Origin of the sequence: Gallaecimonas sp. GXIMD4217 (genome assembly GCF_038087665.1) — a bacterium.
Taxonomy (GTDB): domain Bacteria; phylum Pseudomonadota; class Gammaproteobacteria; order Enterobacterales; family Gallaecimonadaceae; genus Gallaecimonas.
This window is the reverse complement of the sequence record NZ_CP149925.1, coordinates 1306456-1326873: the sequence shown is the minus strand read 5'-3', so window position 1 is coordinate 1326873 and position 20418 is coordinate 1306456. Positions and strand designations below refer to the sequence as shown.

Genomic DNA, 20418 nt, shown 5'->3' with positions numbered 1-20418 from the left:
CCAGGCTAGCGGGATCCCGGATGGCTACTCAATGGCTTCAGGCTGCAGGTTTTCCAGGTAACGCCTAGCGGCGGATTTGACCGGGTTCGCACTGCTGCCCACATTGATGTGGAAGGTCTTGACCACGTTGGGGGTCAGATCGCGCCCTTCCAGGGCGTCGCCCGACACCGACACCACATCGCCGGCAAAGTCGATGTAGTAGGTACCGATGCCGTCGTCGGCCTTGATGCCGATGATCTCGACCTTGTGCTCCCCCTCGGTCAGTGCCAGTTCGATGGGCCCCAGCTTGCGTACCGGGGTGCCGTTGTCCCTGATCACCTGGTCGTCCACCTTGAGCTTGTAGACGTCGTCCAGCAGGTTGCCGTTGTCGCCATAGATGATGCTGACGATATAGGGCACGGTGAAGGTGGCAGGGTTGCTGACATCGTCACCGACCTGGACCAGGACGTCGCCGGTGCGGGCGCCCTTGGGTACCACCACCTGCAGCTCTTCCTTGCTGGCCTTGATCACCTTGGCGGTGACACGGCCGCCGTTGCCGGCAAAGGTCACGATGTTCTGGCTCGGCAGCTGGCTGAAGCCGATACCGCTGATGGTGATGGTGTCACCCTGCTTACCCTTGTCGGGCAGCAGCTGGCTTATCTGTACACCCTGGCCGATGAGCAGATCATAAGGCGACGTCGCCTCCTGATCCTCGTGATAGACAGTGATGCTGATGGGGCCCTGGGCCTGCTCGATAAAGTCGGCCGGCAGGTTGATAGTGGCGATATTACCCTGCTCGTTCACCGCTTCCGGCTTGAGCTTGGTGCTGTGCGAGCTGTTGGCGGTATCGATAAATTGGAACTCTGGCAGATCGTCCCAGATCCAGCCTTCCACCGGCAGGAAGCCGACGCCGTAGATCTCGATGGTCTTGCCGGTGCCGTCCTTGGCGACGACCCTGGGCTTGATGTCGACGATCTTCAGGCCCCAGGTGACGATGAAGTCCGCCTTGGTGGGTACGACCACGAAGTCGGCGACCGCCTTGCCCATGTCGACCAGCAGGTCGGCTACCTGGGCCAGTTCATAGGCGGCCTTGAGCTGGCCGTAGCCGGGCAGCCACTTCTCGGCGGCCTTTTGCGCCAGCTTCTGGACGATATGCTGGGCATCGATGTTCAGGGTCTTGAGGATCGCCTTGGTCAGGGGGCCGAAGTCGGGCTTGGGCGGCGAGAAGATCGGCACCATCTCGTTGTTGTACAGCTCCTTCAAGACTTCCTTGCCGAAGTTGTAGAAGTCGTCCTGGGTCAGGTTGTCCTTGACCATCAGCTTGTCGACCTCCTCCGTCAACTTGGGGAGGTAGCTGTAGATGGCCTTGGATACCGCCACGTACTGCTGCACCGTGACATTGTCCGCGCCGATCTGGTCGAAGATGAAGCCGTAGAAACGCAGCACTATCTGGTCGATGACGGTGCGGATCACCAGGTAGCGCTTGGCCTTGTTGGCATTGATGTCATACAGCTGGCTGCCGTTCAGCGCAAAGGGGCTGGGCCCGACGGTGTCGTTGACCCCTGGGGTCAGCACCTGGTAGAGGCAGGGCTTGTAGAGGCACTCCTTGAGATCATAGAGCTTGTCGGTCGCCCAGAACTCGATGCCCAGGAAGGTATTGTCGTTGGCCGCGGCGATGTTGGTGTCCCAGGGGTTGGTGATGTGGTCCCGGGCCGGCTTGTTCAGCTTGTCCAGGGACATGTCCAGGTTGCCCTGCTCGTCCACCTGGTAGACCCGGGTGCTGAGGAACAGCTTGGTCCTGTTTTGAACCTCCACGCAGCCGTCGTAACCGAACAGATCCCGCCAGTCGGTGCTGGCACAGTTGTTGGTGGGGCTGCCGGGCAGGTTCTCGAAATAGTCGGTGGCCTCGACGGTGAGGTCGAAATAGCTGTCCAGGTAGTCGGTGACCGTGGGGTTGAGCTGGCTGCCGCCTCCCGAGGCCGGCCGGGGCGCCAGGGCCGAGGGTTGGTGCAGGGCTCGGGCCGGCTGGTTGCGCTCCAAGGCCTCCCACTCGGCCAGGGTCAGGCTCTCCAGGTCGTTGGCGATGATGTAGTCGTAATCGGCGCTGGCCTGGTGGCTGAAGGTGACGCTGTGCTGGTCGACAAACTTGAAGGCGCTGGCGATACGGTTCAGCTCGCCATCCACCCTCTCGAACAGGTGCAGGCCTTCACCGCCCAGGGAGAACAGCTCCATCACCAGGCCGGTCCGGTAAGGGACGGCATCGGTACCAAAGAGGCTGTCGGCAACATAGAGATCGCCTGAGAAATCGCTGCCGACGGCAATACTGACCTGGGTCGGCGTGTCGAAGCGGACCTTGTTGCTGACGCCGGCTTCGCTGCTCACATAGAGATCGCCCGCGGTCACGTCATCCGGGACCCTGACGGTGATCTCGGTGGGTGTCACCAGGCTGGGTACCTGGCCGATGCCGCCAAAGATCACCTTGGCATCCTCGGTAAAGCCTTCCCCCTGCAAGCGCAGTTCATCACCCGGTTGCACCAGCAGCAGGCTTTCGCTGATCAGGATGGGCGTGCCCTTGGGCTTGAGTGACAGCGGATAGCTGTTGCTGCTCTTGTTGTTCACGACGATGAACAGCTCGTCGTAGGCCGCCTCCGGCATCTGGAACTCGATCCCTTCCAGGGTCACCCTATCCGGGTAGAGGTTGGTGGTGATGCCCTGCCCGCGCAGCACCACAGTGATGTCGGTGCGAGCCTGATCCAGGCTCTGGCCACTGAGCAGCAGCCTGTCGCCGATGCGGTAGTGGCCAAGCACATGGCCCTTGTCGTACAGGCCGGCCGCGTAGGTGATCTGGATGCCGCCGTTTTCCCAGTCGGCCGGCTCGACCCTGACCAAGCGCTCCTGGTCCCAGGTATCCAGCAGGCCATCGTCATCGTCGTCCAGATCCATGAAGTCCGGGAGCCCGTCGTAATCGGCGTTGACGGGATAATCCGGGTTGTCGCCGGCCTCGACGGCGTCATCAATGCTGTTGCCGTCGCTGTCCAGATCAAGGAGGTTGCCCAGGCCATCGCCATCGATGTCCGAGCCGCCCTCCACCCGGTCGCTCAAGCCGTCGTTGTCGCTGTCCAGATCCAGGATGTTGGGCACCCCGTCGCCGTCGAAGTCCAGGCCGTAACCCGCCTCCAGGCCAAGCACTTCGTACAGGTCCTGGACGCCGTCGCCGTCGGAATCCTGGTTGTCCGGCATCAGCCCGATGGCCAGCTCCAGTTGATCACTGACACCATCGACGTCGACGTCCTCGAAGATCACCACTTCATAGGTGAAATCGGCTCGGCCCTTGGACTGCCTGTCGATGATGGACAGGTTGTAGAGGCCATCGGCCGGGATATCGACGCTGATGGCCAGGGGATTGGTTTCACCCCGCTCGGTGATGACGCCCAGATCCAGGGCTTCGCCGTCGGCATTGGAAATGTAGACCTGGGGTTCAAAGTCCGCCGCCCGGGTACGCAGCAGCGCGGTCAGCACCTGCCCCCTGGTGGCCTTGAACTGGTACAGATCGCCATTATCGGCATCGTCGATGATGGTGCCGGACACCCTGAAGCCCGGCGAGCTGCCGGTGACCACGGCCACGCTGGGGTTGTCGTTGGGCTCGATGTCGTTGAACAGCGGGTAGCTGGATTTCTTGGGGTCGAAGGGATAATCGTCCTCTTCGTCCGGCACGCCATCACCGTCTTCGTCCTTGTTTTCCCAGGTGCCGGTGCTGGGGTCCGGCTTGTCGCCGTCGCCGCCATCATTGCCGTCACCCCCATCGTCGCCTCCGGTATCGCCACCATCGTCGCCGCCGGTATCGCCACCATCGTCGCCATCGTCGCCGCCACCGTCCGGGATGGTCGTGTCGGGTTGCTGCTCGTCGGCGGTCAGCTCGCCGTTACAGCCCTGCAGGCCAAGGGCGAGCAGGACAAACAGGGTCGCCCAATTCTTCCTGTACGCGTTCATGTTGTTTTCCTTATTCCTCAAAAAGTCCATTTTTCGGGCCTTTCATGGCCACCAAGCTGTTAATCACTACATCCTGAAGGGGGTCTGCATGCGCATCAGGGCCTGGGCCTTGATGGCGATATAGGGATTGCCGCCGACCGTCCCCAGGGCGTTGCAGCGCAACTGGGCGGCACTAGGCCGGTACCAGAGCGAGGTCAGGATCCCCTCCATGACCCTGTTGGCCACGGGCACGATCAGCGGCTCGCACCAGTCCACCTCGATCTGCAGCAGGTTGGCGTCCTGAATGTTGAGGGTGCGGTTTTTGTCGATGCTGAGCAGGTTGGGATCCCGGTACATCAGGTTGTTGTTGGGGATCTCCCAAAGGTCCCGGCCGTCGTGGCGGATCCGCTTCTTGAACCTGTCGAACACCGCCTTATCCGGGTTCAGCACCTTGATGCGCCCCTGCAGGGCCACGGCGGCCCGGGCCTGCAGCACGGCCGAGATGGAGTCGCTCAGATCCGTGCCCCTGGCAAAGAGCGGGCTCATGCCATGGGCCAGGCCATTGTTCATTTCGTTGACACTGCCATGGTGCAGGGTGCCCTGGCGCACCGCCTTGATGGCGGCGGCATTGAGGGTGACCTGGGTCCGGTAGATCAGCCCCCACTGGATCAGCAGCATCACGCTGACCAGGATCACCGGCACCAGGAAGGGCAGCGCCAGGTTGAACTCCACCATGCTCTGCCCCAACTGACGGCGCCTGAGCTTCTTCGTCATTGCAGGCCGGCCTCGCTGTCGCTGCTGCCGGCCTTGTCCTGGCGCTGCAGCTCGTAGAGGGCATCGAGCAGGGCCTCGATATGGCGCGCCGTCGGCGTATCTTCATTGCCCATGCGGGTCGCCGTCTCCAGCACCTCGGTGGACTGCTTGATGCGCACCAGGCCCAGGTTGAACCAGGCCTTCTGGTTGTCCGGCTCCAGTTTGATGCAGCGCTGGTAGGCCTGGATGGCCGCGTCGTTGCGGCCGGTGCGGGTATAGATGTTGCCCAGGCGGAACCAGCCCGGCGCGTAGTCCGGTACGGCCTGGACCACCTGCATGTAGAGGGCCTCGGCGTCGTCGAGGCGCGCCATCTTGTAGGCGCGCTCGGCCCGGGCCTGGATCTGCAGCACCGGCGTTTTTTCTTCGTCCAGCGGGATCCGGGGCGTGCCGGCACAGGCGCTCAGCCCCAGCGCCAGCAGCACGGCGGCCCATCTCATCCATTTTTCCATGACAATTCGTCTCCTACTTGCAATGCGTGTTTGCCGATGGCGCCCGGCGCCAGCTCCAGCACCGCCCTGGCCTGGCGACAGGCACTGAAGCGCCAGGGCTTGAGGCCCTCGACCAGCTTGACCACCCTGCCGCCGCCGTCCAGGTACACCAGATCCAGCGGGTAGCCCATCCACCAGCTGTGCACCGAGTTGCAGGGCAGGATCAGCATGCCCTGCCCCTCCTCCAGCCTGGGCCGGCCCAGCAGGCCCCTGGCCCGGGTCCAGGGCCGGTCCGCCCGCCATACCTGCCGCCAGAGCGGCTCGCCGTTTCTGAAGACTCGTCCCAGCTCCATGGTCACAGCTCGTACATGAATTTCATGACGATGGGGAACGCCAGGATGAGGAAGGTCACCGGGAAGATGAAGGTAACCAGCGGGAACACCAGCTTCACCGGCGCCTCCAGGGCCTTCTTCTCGGCGCGCTGGAAACGCTCCACCCGGCGCTGGTCGGCCTGGATGCGCAGGGTCTGGCCCAGGCTGGCACCGGAGCGCTCGGCCTGGGCCAGGGCGCTGACCAGACTGTTCACTTCCGTCACCTGCACCCGCTCGGCCATGTTGCGAAAGGACTGGGAGCGGGACATGCCGGCCCGCATGTCCCTGAGCACCTTCTCCAGCTCGATCTTCAAGGGGCCGTCCGGGCCGCGCTCCACCGCCTGGGCCAGGGCGCCGGACATGTTCAGGCCGGCTTCGATGGACATGGTCAGGTAGTCCAGGTACACGGGCAAGTCCTTGACGATCTTGCCCTGGCGCTTCTTGCGCAGGTCGGTCAGGGTCAGGGTCGGCAGGAAATAGCCCAGCACCAGGGCGATGACCAGATTGCGCGGGTTGATATCGTCCAGCATGGCGCCCACCGCCGCCATTAGCAGCAGCGCAAAGAGGGCGCTGAGCACCCGGATGGCGAAGTACTGCTCGGCGTTGATGAGGTAGGACAGGCCGGATACCTGCAGCCGCTTGCTGACCCCCTCCAGGTAGTCCACCGACAGCCGCTCGCCCCAGTAGAAGGCCACCAGGCGCACCAGGGGCCAGATCAGCTTCAACCCCGGCGGCAGCGGATCCATGAACTCCCTGTTGTCCTGTGGCACCCGGCGGTAGATCCGCGCCGAGCTGAGGAAGCCGAAGGTCATGGCACAGGCGGCGAAGGCAATGATAATGGTCTCCATGGCACTCCCCTCAGACGTCTATGGTGACAATCTTCTTGATGAAGACATAACCGGTGATCAGCAGCAGGCTGGCCAGGGCTATTACGCCCCAGCCGATGGGTTCGCTGACGATGCGGCCCATGGCCTGGGGCTCCATGTGGTAGAGCGCCACGCCGATGAACACCGGCAGGCCGGTCATCACCACCCCCTGCATCTTGCCTTGGGCGGTCAGGGAGCGGATCTTGCCTTCCATCTCCAGCTTCTTGCGCAGGGTGTCGGACAGCCTGGCCAGGATCTCGGCCAGGTTGCCGCCCACGTCGCGGGAGATCTGCATGCCCGCCACCACCAGCTGGAATTCATCCTCAGGGATGCGCTTGAGCATGTTGTTTAGGGCCTGGTTGAACTCCACCCCCAGGCGCTGCTCACGCAGGAACAGGGAAAACTCCTGGCTGATGGGCGCGTCCATCTCGGCGGCCATGTACTCGATGGCGGTGCCGGCATTGGCCCCCGAGGCCATGGAGGAGGCGATCATGTTCAGCGCATCCGGCAACTGCTCCACGAACCTGCGGCGGCGCTTGGCGTGCAGGAAGCGGTAGGCGAAGCGCGGCAGCACCGCCAGCACGATGCTGGCAATGATGCCCAGTACCCAGGAGCCGGCCAGCAGCCGAAACAGCACCGGCACCACCAGGATGGTGGCCACGTTGAGCCAGAACAGCTGCTGGGGCTCGATGAACAGGAACATGTCGGCCAGGTTGGTGCGGGCCGAGCTGGTGAAGGTTTCCTTGTAGCGGGCCGCCAGCTGGCTGCCCACGTGCTTGCCGGCCCAGATCAGCAGGGTCACCGACAGGAAGGCCAGCGCCATGGCCAGGGTCAGGCTAGTCATGGGGCTGCTCCGGGGTGAAGATGTCCAGCTTGACCTGCAGGCCGCGGTCACGGAGCTTCTCGTAGAATTCCGGCAGGGTGCCGGTGGCGGTGAAGTAGCCCGTCACCCGGCCGTCCGGGTCTATGCCGGTCTGCTGGAAGCGGAAGATCTCCGACAGCTGCACCGTGGCGCCCTCGATGCCGGTCACCTCGCTGATGCTGGTGACCCGGCGCGAGCCGTCGGAGAAGCGGCTCTGCTGGACGATCAGCTGCACCGCAGAGGCGATCTGCTCGCGAATGGCCTGCACCGGCAGATCCATGCCGGACATCATCACCATCACCTCGAGACGGGACACGCAGTCCCGGGGCGAGTTGGCGTGGGCCGTGGTCAGGGAGCCGTCATGGCCGGTGTTCATGGCCTGGAGCATGTCCAGGGCCTCGCCGCCCCGGCACTCGCCCACCACCACCCGGTCCGGGCGCATCCTCAGGCAGTTCTTGACCAGATCGCGGATCTCCACGGCGCCCTTGCCCTCCTGGTTGGGAGGCCTGGCCTCCAGGGACACCAGGTTGGGCTGGCCCAGGCGCAGTTCGGCGGCGTCTTCCACCGTGACGATGCGCTCGTTCTCGGGAATGAAGTTGGACAGCACGTTGAGCAGGGTGGTCTTGCCCGAGCCGGTACCGCCGGAGATGACGATGTTGCGCTTGTGCTTGACCGCCACCTCCAGGAAGTCGGCCATGGCCGGGCTCATGGAGCCGAAGTTGACCAGATCCTGGCTGCCGAGGCGGTTCTGCATGAACTTACGGATAGTGATGCAGGGCCCCTTCAGGGCCAACGGCGGGATCACCGCGTTGACCCGGGAGCCGTCCTTGAGGCGGGCGTCCACCATGGGCGAGCTTTCGTCGATGCGCCGGCCGATCGGGGTGACGATGCGCTCTATGGCGCCCAGCACCGCCTGGTCGTCGGAAAAGGCCACGTCCGACAGGTGCAGCCGGCCCTTCTTCTCGAAGAAGATCTGGTCGTGGCAGTTGACCATGATCTCGGAGACATCCGCATCGGCGATCAGCGCCTCCAGGGGGCCGAGGCCAACGGTTTCGTCCAGCACCTCCTTGATCAGGGCCTGGCGCTGGATATGGTCCGGCAACGCCATGCTGGCGAGGATCTGGTTGACCAGGCCCTCGCTCTGGCCGCGCAGCTCCTCGTCGCTCATCTCGTTGACGTTGACCCGGCGCAGGTCCATCTGCTTGAGCAGCTCACGATGCACCTTGCGGCGCCACTCGTTGCGCTCGCGGATCAGCGACAGCTGCTCGGCATCCGGTTCGTTTTCCGGTTCGGGCTCGGCCACCTGCGGCGGCGGTGCGCTCTGGTGGTGATGCACGGCGGCGGCCTCGGCGCTGGGCAGGGGCGAGGCTTCCGCCTGGTAGGTCACTTCCACCTTGAGCCGGTAGTCGCCTATCTGCACCACGTCGTCCTTGCCGAGGGGGCCGAAGGCCGCATGCTTCTGGTCGTTGACGCGGATGCCGTTGCGGCTGTCCAGATCCTGGATATGGATGCCGTCGTCCTCAAGCCGGAGCCGGGCATGGCTGCGGGAGATCTTGAAGCCCCGCAACACCACCAGGTTGCCGGGATCCTTGCCTATCTCGCAGCTGCGATGGACGCAATGGAAACGGCCGACCTGGGTGCCCTTGGAGGTGGAAACCTGGATATCGAACATGGCGCTCCCTCCTCAGTCCAGGATGTAAAAGGCTTTCAGCTCGTCGGACTCGTCGACCAGCGCCCTGGCCTTGGCCAGGCGCTCCTCGTGGCTGGGCTCGCCCGGGTAGACGATCTTCGGGGTCACGAAGATCACCATCTCGGTCTTCTTGTCGCGGAAGTCGCGGGACTTGAACAACTCGCCCAGCACGGGAATGTCGCCCAGGAAGGGGAACTTGCTGACCGTCTTGGACATCTCGCTGTTGACCAGGCCGGAAATCACCATGGTCTCGTTGTCCTTGACGTTGATCACCGACTCGGTGCGGCGGGTCAACATGGCGGGGATGTCGTCCACGGCCAGGGAGGGGTCTATGGAGCTGACCTCGGCCTTGACGTGGGAAATGATGTTGCCCTGGCCATCCACGTTGGGCTCAATGTCCAGCTTGATGCCGTATTCCTTGAACTCGACGCTGGTGGCGCCCACGGAATTGATGACCGGGATGGGGAATTCGCCGCCGGCCAGGAAGCTGGCGCTTTCACCGGAGCGGGTGGCCAGGTTGGGCTGGGCCAGCATGCGCGCCTCGCCCTGCTCCGCCATCAGGTTGATCTGGGAGCTGATGCCGGTAACCAGGCCGAAGTAGCTCCAGCCGCGGCTGTCCAGGTTGCCGATGCTCTCCTGGATGGCACCGGCGATGTCCTGCGCCACCGGGCTTTCGCCGACCACGGAAAAGATCGGGTTGGAGCTGAAGGCCTTGGCATAGCCGAAGGCGGGCCCGTCCATGGCATCGCCCCAGCGCACGCCGATGTTCCTGAGGTTGGACTTGCTGATCTCGACGATCTTGACGTCCATGCGCACCATGGGCTCCTCGCCCTTGCCGTAGTCGCGGTACCGGACCAGGGACACCAGATCCTGGGTCTGCTCGAAGATGGTCTTGAGCTGCTTCTTGTGCTCGATATCGACATCGCCTTCGACCACCACCATGCCGTCCTCTTCCCGTACGCTCAGGCCCTTGAAGGGGGACAGCAGCTTCCTGACCTTGGCGATGGTGCGGTGATCGTTCTTGGGCGCCACCACCACCGACAGCTTGACGACCTTGCCGTCCTTGCGCCACAGCTGCACGTCGGCGGCGCCGACCTCGCCGCCGATGAAGACCACGTGCTTGTCGTCCAGCACCTTGGCGCTGACCACGCTTTCGTTGCCGATCACCACCCGCTGGACGTCGGCGGCCTTGTAGAGTTCGACGGCGCCCACATAGAGCTGGAGCTCCTTGTTGTAGTGGGCCTGGGAAGAAGGCGACAGCAGGCAGCCCGCCAGCGCCAGCCAAAGGAAGGCAAAAATCCTTTTCATGTTTATCGTTCTGTCCATTGTTGGTTACTGCACTTGGTCTTGGGGGAGCTGGCTCAGCTGGGTGAAGTCGGGATCGGGCTTGGGCAGCTCGTAGCTCTGCTGCTTGACGGTGACGCCGCGGCCGCCGACGATGACCTCGACGGCCACCTTGGCGTTGTCCTCGGTGTCGGCAAAGAGCTGTCCCTCGTGGAGGTTGGTCACCGCCAGGGGTTGGGATTCCTCGCGGTTTCGCAGCATGGCCACGAACTTGCCCTTCTCCTTGGCCAGCATCACCCGGGCCGCATCCTTGACGCTCAGATCCAGGGTGACGGTGCTGTAGGCGGTGGGATCGCCATAGAGTTCGGTGGCCAGCTCGGGGTTGTCCTCCAGGGTGCGCTGGCCCGTGGCCAGCACCACCACGTCTTCAAGCAGCAGGCTGAGGGCCTTGCGCTTTTTCTTGTCGTCGACCCTTTCGCTGTGGAGCAGGAAGATATCGATGTGATCCGCCGGCACCAGCATGCCGGCGGTGGAATTGTTCTCGTCGATGCTGATGGTCACGGCGCGGCGCCCTTCCCCGAGGATATCGGAGAACTGTTCCACGCCATGGCCGGGCAGGTAGGAGTTGAGCAGGGGCCGCCCCGGCGCCATGGGCTTGAGCAGCATCTGGCCGGCCACCTCCGAGAAGCGGCGCGGGTGCACGGCATCCAGGGGCAGCACGTCGGCAGGCACCTGCCGCACCGACATGTTGGCCTGGGAGATGATGTCCCCCTTTTCCAGGTTCTGGGTCGCCACCACCACGTCGGCCATGACCACGTTGTCCTTGGACAGCGCGTCCCTGAGCTCCTGCTCCTTGACCACGAAGTAGTTCTTGGTGGCCCAGGCCGCGGTGGCGCCCAGGCCGATGGCGATCACCAGCAGGATCCAGTTGAAGTCGATTTTATCCTTCCATGTCATTGTGTTACTGCCTTGTTATAGGTTCAGAATCGAAGTCCCGGGCTGCTGTCAGAGCACCGGCAATTGGGTAAGGGACTGCTGGTTGGCGTAGGCGGCATAGGCCTCCTTCAGCTCGTCGGCGCACCACTGCAGCACGTTGCGCGGGTTTTCCTGGCCTATGGGCGTCAGCAGCGCCGCGGTCAGGGCGGCGCAGATCACCAGGTACTCGGTCGAGGATTGTCCTTTGGCCTTGTGCATTCCCTACCCCCTGGATACCGAATTGACCACCAGGTAGCTCTTGCCCTGGCGGCGTTCAATGCTGATGTTGAGTTCCTTCTGGTCCCGGCTCATCAGCAGGGCCCCCTTGCCGGCAGCCGGATCCAGCAGCGAGCCGTTGTCTACCCAGCCCCGGCGCCGATAGTGGCTCTGGTAGAAGTTGAACAGGCTGCTGACGCTGCCGTCGCTGCTGAGCACCAGGGTGCGTCCCTGCTTGTAGAGATCGGTGGACACTTGGTCGGTCAGTACCCGGGTCTGGGCCGGCATGGGGAACTGGTCTCCGGGTGTCTTGAGCTGGTGTTCCTCCAGCGACTGGGTGATGCCCACATAGGCGGTGACCCCGGAGCCGGTATTGGCGATGCGGGCGGTGAGCAGGTAGGGCGGCTGCAGGCTGTTGATGATGTAGTCGCCCTGGAACATCTGCTCGTCGAACAGCTCGCTGTCGGCCTTCCATTGCTTGCGGAAGAAGGCCGCCGTCATCATCTGGCTCTGGCGGTCATGCATCACCCAGGTGCGCATGGGAAAACCGTTGTAGCTGGTGTCCTCGGCGGCCACTTCCACCCGGGCCCCGTCGGGGAAGTCGATGCTGGGCCAGGCCTGGGCGGCCGTGCTCAACAGGGCAAAAACACATATCCACGCTTTCATCTTCATCCCCCGCAATTGGCCGTGCCGTAGGTACAGAGGTGGTGGCTGGGCAGGGCCTCCACATCCACATGCCCCAGCTTGAGGCTGCTGGTCCTGAGTTCCTTGGCCACCGGCAGCAGGCCCAGGGTGTTCTGGGCTGTCCTGATAAAGCCGGTATCGAGCCAGGTGGTGGGCACCAGGCGCTTGACCCTGTTCTGCAGGTGCTTGGGGCCGCCGGCGTTCCAGCCCTGGGCCAGCAGGGCGTTTTGGCCGGAGAAGGTCAGGTTCACGACGGGGTAGCCCTCGGCCTCCTTGCCGGTGAAGGGGTTGAGGTACAGGGGTTCCATCCTGGTGTTGACCTGGGTCCGGTAGTATTCCCTGGTGTCCAGCTTGAACTTGGTCAGGCTGAGCAGATCGACGGCCTTTTCCGTCAGGCCGCCCAGGCTGCCGGGCAGCCCTCCCCTGCTCTGGGCACGGCTGAATCGGCCCAGTTCGTCGTTGTCCTCGGTGTCGTCGCTGTTGGCCGCCAGCAGCGGCGTCAGGCTGCTGCCCTGCTTGACCAGGTGCTTGAGGCTTGGGTACAGCTTGTCCTGCCAGGACCATCTTTCGGGCTGGCTGGTGGACAACGGCTGTCCGGCCTGCTGGAAGATGCGCCAGGGCAGCTGCCTGGCAATGTCCTGTTCGCTGCGCGATGCATAAAAATAGCCGCGGCCGCCGGGCATGTCCGAAGGCCGGCGCTGCAGCCAGACGGTGCGCTCCCAGGCGGTATACCTGGAAGCCTGCTGGGTGCGGTGCTGAATATCGGCGGTCTTGCTCAGCAGCGGCAACAGCAGCGTCAGCGGCACTGTTACGAAGGCCATGGCCACCACGGACTCGACCAGCGCCTGTCCCTTCTGTCTGTTCATGATCCCCTCCTGAGCGCCCTGGTATTGGCATAGGCGATGGCGCGTTCCCTGGAGGTGGTATCGGCCAGGCGCGGCTGCCAGAAGGGGTTGTAGAGGTTGCCGTATTCGCCCTTGCCGTCCCGGCGCACCCAGGCACTGAGATCGGAGGGGCGAGAGTAATAGGCCTCGGCCGCGGCCAGGGCGCTCATCCTCGACGCCAGCATGTTTTCGCCCTCGGCGATATCCAGCCGGCCCCGGCCCAGCTGTACCTGCTTGCTGGTGCGCACATTGGCCTGGGGCTTGGACACGACCACCTTGAAGGTGTCGATGGCCGACAGCCCCTGCCGGCCCGAGCGCAGGTAGGAGGACTCGACGCCGGTATAGGCGCGCATGTCGATTTCGTAGGGGCTGCTGTCGGCCCAGTTGGAGGCCTTGGGGTTGGTCCCTCGGCTGCGGCCCCACCACTGCCTGTCCCTGAGCCTGCGGATGTCGACCTCGTCATTGCCCTTGGTGCTGGCGTAGCCCCAGGGCACTTCCCAGCGCTTCCAGCCGCAACCGCTCCACTTGCAGCGCCACTTGGCAAAGTGGGTACTGATGGTGTCCATGGCGGTCCAGGTTTCCATGTCGTCGCCATTGGTCCTGAGGTTGCTGCCGCCGGCCTTGTAGGTCTTGAACTTGAACAGGCCCAGGTTGAGCTCCATGAAGCCGACCCGGTAGCTGCGCTTGCTGGTGAAGGGATCGCGGGAGTCGGCGATCACATCCAACTTGTCGTGGTACGGCGCCTTGGCGTTGTAGCGGTCGTAGCTGCCTTGGAAATCCAGCCAGAGCTCCTTGGCGGCCATCCCCAGCATGGGGTTCTGCATCAGATCCAGCTGGGCATTGGGGTCGTTCTGCTTGACTATCTTGCCGGCCGTGGTGAGGGCGGCGCCGAAGCCCGCATAATGCATGACCGACTGGGCACCGCTGAGCGCCTTGAGCACCACGCTTTCGAAACCGACCAGCACCGGCAGCACCCGCTGGGCCACGGTGTTGATGCCGTCTATGACATTGGCGATGGCGGAGATGACCGGGCCGACATAGGGGATCCAGCGCGTCAGGGTGTCTACCGTCTCCGCGTATTCCTTGATCATGCGAAACCAGGAGGACAGACCGACCATCTGCGCCACCGCCACCTGGTTGGCCACCATGGCCCTGTTGGTATAGGCCTTGAAATTGAGGTCCCGGGCGGCAATGGCCGCCACCGAAAAGGCGGTGTTATCGGCCGTGTTCTGCAGTCGGGTACTGTTGTTGCTGAGCTGCGCGGCATTGAAGGCGAACAGGGCGGCCATGGCCACCAACACCATAAACACCAGCGACAGCACCATGGCTTGGCCTGTTTGACGTTTCATCCTGAAAATCTCCCTGGCGGGTATCGGCAATTACCAAAATCCGTTTTTTGCGCCCTTTCTATGCTGCTAAACCCGTTATCAATACCAGGCAGGGAATATGGCCCGGTGTGGCGCAATGTTTTAAATCCGGGTGCACTTTTGAAATGATAAAAGGCATTGCTGCAGGGCAGATGACGTTAATCGCCCATGGTTACACCATGATGACGCTGCCCTTGCCTTTACCTGCCTTTATCAGCAAAAGGGGAAGGAGTGGCCGGGCGGCCACTCCCCTTTTTTATTTAGTCCTGGCTGCCGCCGGAGCCACCGTTGGCGCCGCTGTTGGCACCCTCGTTGTAGTTGCTCAGGTTGTAGTTCTCGTCGGCGACATCGGTGCCATCGGCAGCAGCGTCTTGGGAAGCCTTGATCTGGGTGCTGGCGTCCTGACCGGAGATTTCGGTGGCCAGGCCGGCAACCTGATTGCGGATGGACTTGCCGAAGAAGCTGTAAACACCGATGGCGGCAACGGCGATCAGGGCAACGATGATGATGTATTCGGTCATGCCCTGACCAAGCTGTTTGCGTTTGATTTGCATGTGGGTACTCTCCATGTTTGTTAACTATCCGATAGATATGGTCGGAGGTTTGATGAGTCCATTCAATTATCCTTAAGGATAATTTTGCCGGTGCCAACCTATACCTGAATTCCGGCATAGGCTGCCAATAACTGGCGCCGCCCCTTCAGGTTGGTTTTCTTGTAGATATTCTGCAGGTGCATTTTGACGGTGTTGATGGAAACACTGAGCTGTTCGGCCACCTCGTCATTGGACAGCCCCTGGCACACCAGCGCGAGCACCTCCTGCTCCTTTCTGGTGGTGCTGAGCATGATCTTCATCTTGGCTTCGCTCACCGTATTGCGGGCGTGGCGCAATATGTAGTGGGACAGGGCAATACCGGAAAAGGCCAGGTTATCGGCCAGCACGCGCCTGAACGCCCTGATGATGTCTTCCGGCTCGGCCTCCCGTAACAGGACACCATTGAAGCCACCCAGCAGCAGCAGCACCTCCTCTTCCATGCTGACGTTCGGCGTCATGGCCAGGTGGCAGACATCCGCCTCGCCCAGGGGTAGGATCGACAGCGACTCCCTGACATCCTTCATCTGGTGGATCACGACCAGTTTCCTTCCCGGGCGCGGCGTGACAAGCTCTGGTTGCCATTGGCGAAGGTGGCGGCCCGTCTTCAGGCCGAGCATGGAGGCCACCGTCTCCACGGCGGCATGACGTTCATCGGACGATGAAACCCAGATGAGCTCTCCCTTGCCCATATTAACCTCTACTGCTGCAAAGCGGTTCAGTGACTTGATTTACCATATTCGTCCATCATGGCCTGGGCTGAGCCGGCCATGTCGACGACCCGATAGCCAGATGGAGCCTTGAAGAGAAGCGGATCCAGCGCCTTGTCGGAGACGGACTTGAGCGTGATCTCAAGGCTTTCCTCTTCCAGGTGACTGGCCACGGCAACACCCATGCCCTGCAACAACTTGGCTGAGCTGGCCACCAGCAGGCTCTGGCGGCTGAAGGCATCAAGATAATGGGAAGGGGCATGATCCAGGTGCTCGACCATGGCCAGCAGCCGCTTGCGCTCGGCCTGCTGCCGGATCACCCCCTCCAGGGGCACCGTAAAATAGGTGGCCAGTTGCAGTGGCTCTTCGGGGTATTCGTAATCGACGGCCTGGTACTTCCTGGCCTGCCAGGGGCCGACTTTTTTGCTTTCCCCGGTATCGACGTAGCGCACCGTGCCGTTGGACTCGAATTCGTCGCCATAAGATGAGGGAATATGATCCGCCTGCTCACCGACATAGTCCCCTATCTCCTGGCGCAACTTGGGATCCGGTAACTGCGCCAGCGCCTCGAGCATGTCCTGGTGTTTCTTGGCAAAGGCCGTCCGCATCCCATGGATGCTGTCATCATATTTCAGCGTGTAGATGAGCTTCTGGTTATGATCGATGCTCTGCCAGCGATCACGCAGCAGGTAGATGTAGGTGTAGTTTTCAATGTCGTTTTTAACATCGATGCGGATCCGGTCCTGCCCCACATGGGTCACCACCTTGGTCTCGCCATCGAAAGGCGACTGCCCCACCTGCACTATGGTGAGTTCAGCCTGAGCCTGAAAAAAAGTCGCTGCGGTCATGGCCGCCAGAAAGGGGTATGTCTTTCTCTTCACTTTTTCTTCCTTGAAAGCACGACTGAAAAAAGCGGGTGCAAAATACACCCTGAATATGACATTTACTATCGCCACTGGGATCCATTCAGCTTTCAGACAGCCGCCGGCAAACTGTTCAACCGCTGGCCACCTGTAAACACCAGCCTATCTACCGACAGCAAAATAACCAAAGCAAAGGCTTTTTAAGGGCTTTTTGAAATGCCCATTCCTGGCCGAGCTTGCCAAGGTGATACGGGCCGCATCGGGCAGCTTTTTCCTTCTCCCGGCCAAGGACTGCTACCGCTCCTTTTCACACCCTGGCCATCGATGTGAAAGATCGGCTCCAAAGGCCGTCGAGAGCAAAGGCGGCCGGGGATGGCCGTGACAAGTTCCCTTTGGCGCAACCTGGCGTGGACAACTTTTGCACAAAACCCTTGCCAAGCGATAAAAACCAAACTACTGTATGCGCATACACCACTGTATACACAGACAGTTACGGAGACGCCCATGGAAGCCCGCCATCTCGCAACCGCAGCACAGCAGGCCTGCCTACAGCAGCTGGAGCCTGGTCAAACCGAACAGTGGCAACAATTGCTGCCCAGATTGCGGGAGCTGAGCCAGGAAAGGCGCTGGATACTGATGTTGGCGCCGCCGGCGGTTCCCAGCCGGGACCAGTGGTTGGCCTGGGGTGTGGATCCGGCACGGGTCCTGGTAGTGCACGGCACCAGGGTGAAAAATGCCCTGCACACCCTGGCCAAGGCCCTGGCCAACGGCAATTTCAGCGCCGTGCTGTCATGGAGAGGGCGCTTCGGTCGCGCCCAGCTGCAGTTGCTCCGCAAGGCGGCAAGCAAGGGGGGGAGCCAGGCGCTGCTGTTCAAGACTGGGCAACCCGCCCCCGAACCCGTCATCTTCCAGCAGATCCGCGCGGTCAGGGTACCGCTACCCAGGCATGCCCGGGCGGCGGAGCCCAGCCAGGAACAGGGTGCCGGCCTTATCCTCAAGGGCCCCTGGCCCCATTAGACTTAGCCCCACCATTGATAGGGAGTGACAAAGAACAGCAGGGAGAACACCGCCAGGGTGACGGCGGCGGACACCAGGCTGATCAGTATGACCCAGACCCAATTCTGGGTTTCACCACCGGCCAGCTGATGCTCGGCATAGGCCTCACCCTGATAATGGTTGGCGCACCAGGCCACCGACAGCGTATAGATGGCCGCCAGCCAGGGGCCGGGCAGCTCCAGACGCAGAAAGAGCGACGCTGCCGCCACCAGCAGGGTGGAGATCAGGGCCCAGGTTCTGGCCCTGCTCTTGAGGGTGAAATAGCCCAGGGCACCGAAGTTCTGGGCCATCAGCCAGCAGGCGCCCAATGGACCGCCGATAAAGGCGCAAAGGGCCATCTGCATGGGTGAAAAGAGCCGCATCTTGGGTACCGCCAGCGGCTGGGGGGGAACCATAGGGTTCAACGCGATCTGCTGTTCCATAGCCAAATCCACCATTCCATGTGACCGCCCTATCTTGGCCCAGGGGATGACGGTCAACAATGTCCATTTGCTGTCAGCCTCTGTGCGAGATCGCCCCAAGCAAGCAAAAGGGCCGGCGAACCGACCCTTTGCTGCTTAACGGAACAGGACCTTTTCCTGCCGGAACCAGTAGACGCAGAAGCTGATCAAGGCCCCCGCCAGCACCAGGGTCGACCCCAGGATCAACCACAGGGCCGAGTAGTCGATGGTGCCCTTGATGATGTCCTTGATGGCCAGGGCAACATTGGTCAGGGGCACCAGGGCCCATTGCGCCGTCAGCTCCACGCCGGGGAACATGGTCAACATCACCGGCAGGATCAGCGGCAGCTGCAGCAGGCCCATGTAGTTCTGGGCCTCCTTGTAGCTGCGGGCGTAGATGGACAGGCTCAGCATCAGGGCACCGAAGATGGCCGCTATGGGCACCAGCATGGCCATGACGAACAGGATATCGACCAGGCCTATGGTGCCGATGATCTTGATCAGCGCCTCTATGGCCAGCTGCTGGCCCAGCACCAGGCCCCAGACGGCCAGGCTGGTCACCGAGATCAGCGCCGCCACCAGGGCCGACATGAATACGATCATGAATTTACCCAGCACCAGTTGGGTCCTGGGCATGGGCGAGAGCAGCAGGGTCTCAAGGGTGCCTCGCTCCTTCTCGCCGGCGCCCAGGTCAATGGCCGGGTACATGGCTCCCATCAGGCAGGAGAAAAACAGCAGGTAAGGCAGGAAGCGGCCCAGGGTGTCACCCAGGCTCTCCCTTTCATCGGCCACCGAGACCTTTTCCAGGGACACCGGCTCCATCAGGGCCACACGGGCCCCTTCGTCTATCTCCAGGGTCGCCGCATATTCATCCTTGAGGCCGTCCGTCATCGGCTTGAGGGACTTTTCGATGCGGCTCAACACCATGTTGACCGCGGAGGAATCGTTGAAATGCACCTGCCACTGGCTCTGCCGAAGTCCGGCCCTGGCCTGCTCGAAATCCTCGGGAATGACCAGTACGGCATCGGCCTGCTCGTCCCGGATCACCGCCTTGATGTCGCTGAGATCGAGGCCCGTCACCAGGGTCAGGTTTTCCGCCGCCTCTATGGCCTCGACGACCTGGGGCAGCGCCCTGTTCACGGCCACCTTCAGCTCTTCGTTCTTGGCGTTTTCTACCTGCTTGGCGGCAAAGAGGCCGATCCCGAAGAACAGCGGCACCATGATGAAGGGCATGGCAATGGCGAAGAACAGGGTCTTCTTGTCCCGGATCAGCTCCTGGAGTTCCTTTCTAAAGATGGTCCACATCAGGCGGCCTCCCTCTTCTGTTGTCCCTCGATCAGGCTCAGCAGCGACTGGCGCAGATCGCCGCCAAGGCCCCGGAAGACCTGGAGGCTGTCGGCAAAGACGGTACGGCCCTTGTCGATGACGGCGACCCTGTCGCACAGCTGGGCCACCTCGTCCAAATGGTGGGTGGAGAAGATCACCGGCGTGCCCTGCTCCTTGAGGTGCTTGACCACGTCCATGACGGTTTCCGTGGCCATGATGTCCAGGCCGGTGGTAGGCTCGTCGAGGATCACCACCTCGGGGTTGTGCACCAGGGCCCGGGCGATGGAGGTGCGCTGCTTCATGCCCGAAGACATCTGCTCGGCGCGGCGGTCAAGGAAACTGGTCATGTCCAGCAGCTCGAACAGCTGGGCCAGGCGCGCCTCCAGGGCCTCGCCTTCCAGGCCGTGCATCTGCCCGAAATAGGCCACGTTTTCCCTGGCCGACAGGCGGCCATAGAGGCCGGTGCTGGCGGACAGGAAGCCGATCTTGACCCTGGCCAGCTCCGGATCCTTGACCACGTCGATGCCGTTGACGTTGATGCTGCCGCTGCTCGGGGTCAGCGCCGATGACAGCATGCGCAGCGTGGTGGTCTTGCCGGCACCATTGGGCCCCAGCAGGCCCAGCACCTCACCCTTGTTGCAGCTAAAGGAAACGTCTTCGACGGAATGGAAGAAGCGCCCCTTCAGACGCGGATCCTTGCGCTCGTTTTCCGCCAGTTTCTTGGGATCCGGCACCGCAAAACGCTTGGCCAGCTTTTCCACTGCGATCATGGCTTTTCCTCTTGGTAACTAAACATATCCTCTATGGCGCAGCCGAACAGCTTCGCCAGCTTGAAGGCCAGGGGCAGGCTGGGATCGTAGCGACCGTTCTCGATGGAGTTGACGGTCTGACGCGACACCCCCAGCGCTTCGCCCAGCTTGCCCTGGGACCAGCCCCTGGCCTCCCTGAATTCCTTGACCCTGTTATCCAAGGTCCAAGCCTCTAACGACCATGGCAGCGTCCAGGGCAGTCTGACATAATATGGCGGGCTATCTTACGGCCATTT

Annotated in this window: 21 protein-coding genes; 1 reads left to right on the top strand and 20 read right to left on the bottom strand. The window is 62.4% G+C overall.

The annotated features are described in order from the left end of the window. Nucleotides 1-24: 24 nt before the first annotated feature. From WDB71_RS06600 to WDB71_RS06525, 16 genes are all read right to left on the bottom strand, one after another. The gene (locus WDB71_RS06600) at nucleotides 25-3969 is read right to left on the bottom strand and encodes an IPT/TIG domain-containing protein (protein ID WP_341503849.1); all 3945 of its coding nucleotides are present in this window, start codon (nucleotides 3967-3969) and stop codon (nucleotides 25-27) included. 66 nt (nucleotides 3970-4035) lie between these two features. Then, nucleotides 4036-4722 (bottom strand): TadE family protein, encoded by a 687-nt coding sequence (locus tag WDB71_RS06595; protein ID WP_341503848.1) that lies wholly within the window; start codon nucleotides 4720-4722, stop codon nucleotides 4036-4038. After that, nucleotides 4719-5198, bottom strand: a complete 480-nt coding sequence (locus WDB71_RS06590) for a tetratricopeptide repeat protein (protein ID WP_341503847.1) — start codon at nucleotides 5196-5198, stop codon at nucleotides 4719-4721. Before WDB71_RS06590 ends, WDB71_RS06595 begins: the two co-directional genes overlap by 4 nt. Beyond that, nucleotides 5195-5542, bottom strand: coding sequence for a DUF192 domain-containing protein (locus tag WDB71_RS06585; protein WP_341503846.1), 348 nt, complete (start codon nucleotides 5540-5542; stop codon nucleotides 5195-5197). The genes WDB71_RS06590 and WDB71_RS06585 overlap by 4 nt, the downstream gene beginning before the upstream one ends. A 2-nt stretch (nucleotides 5543-5544) precedes the next feature. Next, nucleotides 5545-6408, bottom strand: a complete 864-nt coding sequence (locus WDB71_RS06580; RefSeq protein WP_341503845.1) for a type II secretion system F family protein — start codon at nucleotides 6406-6408, stop codon at nucleotides 5545-5547. Between the two features lie 10 nt (nucleotides 6409-6418). Continuing rightward, entirely contained in the window at nucleotides 6419-7270 is an 852-nt protein-coding gene (locus WDB71_RS06575) for a type II secretion system F family protein (protein ID WP_341503844.1), read from the bottom strand. Next, nucleotides 7263-8960 (bottom strand): ATPase, T2SS/T4P/T4SS family, encoded by a 1698-nt coding sequence (locus WDB71_RS06570; RefSeq protein WP_341503843.1) that lies wholly within the window; start codon nucleotides 8958-8960, stop codon nucleotides 7263-7265. Before WDB71_RS06570 ends, WDB71_RS06575 begins: the two co-directional genes overlap by 8 nt. Nucleotides 8961-8972: 12 nt before the next feature. Next, nucleotides 8973-10286, bottom strand: coding sequence for a pilus assembly protein N-terminal domain-containing protein (locus WDB71_RS06565; protein WP_341503842.1), 1314 nt, complete (start codon nucleotides 10284-10286; stop codon nucleotides 8973-8975). A 24-nt stretch (nucleotides 10287-10310) separates the two neighbouring features. Next, on the bottom strand, nucleotides 10311-11219 hold the full coding sequence (gene cpaB / locus WDB71_RS06560) for a Flp pilus assembly protein CpaB (protein ID WP_341503841.1): 909 nt from the start codon (nucleotides 11217-11219) through the stop codon (nucleotides 10311-10313). A gap of 48 nt (nucleotides 11220-11267) precedes the next feature. Next, nucleotides 11268-11456: a hypothetical protein gene (locus tag WDB71_RS06555; protein WP_341503840.1), complete on the bottom strand. Its 189-nt coding sequence runs from the start codon at nucleotides 11454-11456 to the stop codon at nucleotides 11268-11270. 3 nt (nucleotides 11457-11459) lie between these two features. Next, nucleotides 11460-12119, bottom strand: a complete 660-nt coding sequence (locus tag WDB71_RS06550; RefSeq protein WP_341503839.1) for a hypothetical protein — start codon at nucleotides 12117-12119, stop codon at nucleotides 11460-11462. A 2-nt stretch (nucleotides 12120-12121) separates the two neighbouring features. Further along, complete coding sequence (locus WDB71_RS06545) at nucleotides 12122-13003, bottom strand: hypothetical protein (RefSeq protein WP_341503838.1); 882 nt, start codon at nucleotides 13001-13003, stop codon at nucleotides 12122-12124. Then, nucleotides 13000-14370: a Tad domain-containing protein gene (locus tag WDB71_RS06540; RefSeq protein ID WP_341503837.1), complete on the bottom strand. Its 1371-nt coding sequence runs from the start codon at nucleotides 14368-14370 to the stop codon at nucleotides 13000-13002. Before WDB71_RS06540 ends, WDB71_RS06545 begins: the two co-directional genes overlap by 4 nt. A 278-nt stretch (nucleotides 14371-14648) precedes the next feature. Then, complete coding sequence (locus WDB71_RS06535) at nucleotides 14649-14942, bottom strand: hypothetical protein (RefSeq protein ID WP_341503836.1); 294 nt, start codon at nucleotides 14940-14942, stop codon at nucleotides 14649-14651. Between the two features lie 98 nt (nucleotides 14943-15040). After that, entirely contained in the window at nucleotides 15041-15670 is a 630-nt protein-coding gene (locus WDB71_RS06530; RefSeq protein WP_341503835.1) for a LuxR C-terminal-related transcriptional regulator, read from the bottom strand. Between the two features lie 26 nt (nucleotides 15671-15696). Beyond that, a complete protein-coding gene (locus tag WDB71_RS06525; protein ID WP_341503834.1) occupies nucleotides 15697-16569 on the bottom strand; it encodes a hypothetical protein in 873 nt (290 codons plus the stop codon). Between the two features lie 486 nt (nucleotides 16570-17055). Between WDB71_RS06525 and WDB71_RS06520 the strand changes: the two genes are divergently transcribed. Next, nucleotides 17056-17568: a SulA-like leucine-rich domain-containing protein gene (locus WDB71_RS06520; protein WP_341503833.1), complete on the top strand. Its 513-nt coding sequence runs from the start codon at nucleotides 17056-17058 to the stop codon at nucleotides 17566-17568. A gap of 2 nt (nucleotides 17569-17570) precedes the next feature. Here the strand turns inward: WDB71_RS06520 and WDB71_RS06515 are convergent, their stop codons facing one another. The 4 genes from WDB71_RS06515 to WDB71_RS06500 all read right to left on the bottom strand — a co-directional run bounded on the left by WDB71_RS06515 (nucleotide 17571) and on the right by WDB71_RS06500 (nucleotide 20343). Further along, the gene (locus tag WDB71_RS06515; RefSeq protein ID WP_341503832.1) at nucleotides 17571-18029 is read right to left on the bottom strand and encodes a hypothetical protein; all 459 of its coding nucleotides are present in this window, start codon (nucleotides 18027-18029) and stop codon (nucleotides 17571-17573) included. Between the two features lie 135 nt (nucleotides 18030-18164). Then, nucleotides 18165-19352, bottom strand: a complete 1188-nt coding sequence (locus WDB71_RS06510) for an ABC transporter permease (protein WP_341503831.1) — start codon at nucleotides 19350-19352, stop codon at nucleotides 18165-18167. Beyond that, the gene (locus WDB71_RS06505; RefSeq protein ID WP_341503830.1) at nucleotides 19352-20143 is read right to left on the bottom strand and encodes an ATP-binding cassette domain-containing protein; all 792 of its coding nucleotides are present in this window, start codon (nucleotides 20141-20143) and stop codon (nucleotides 19352-19354) included. Before WDB71_RS06505 ends, WDB71_RS06510 begins: the two co-directional genes overlap by 1 nt. After that, a complete protein-coding gene (locus WDB71_RS06500) occupies nucleotides 20140-20343 on the bottom strand; it encodes a helix-turn-helix transcriptional regulator (RefSeq protein WP_341503829.1) in 204 nt (67 codons plus the stop codon). The genes WDB71_RS06505 and WDB71_RS06500 overlap by 4 nt, the downstream gene beginning before the upstream one ends. Nucleotides 20344-20418: the final 75 nt, after the last annotated feature.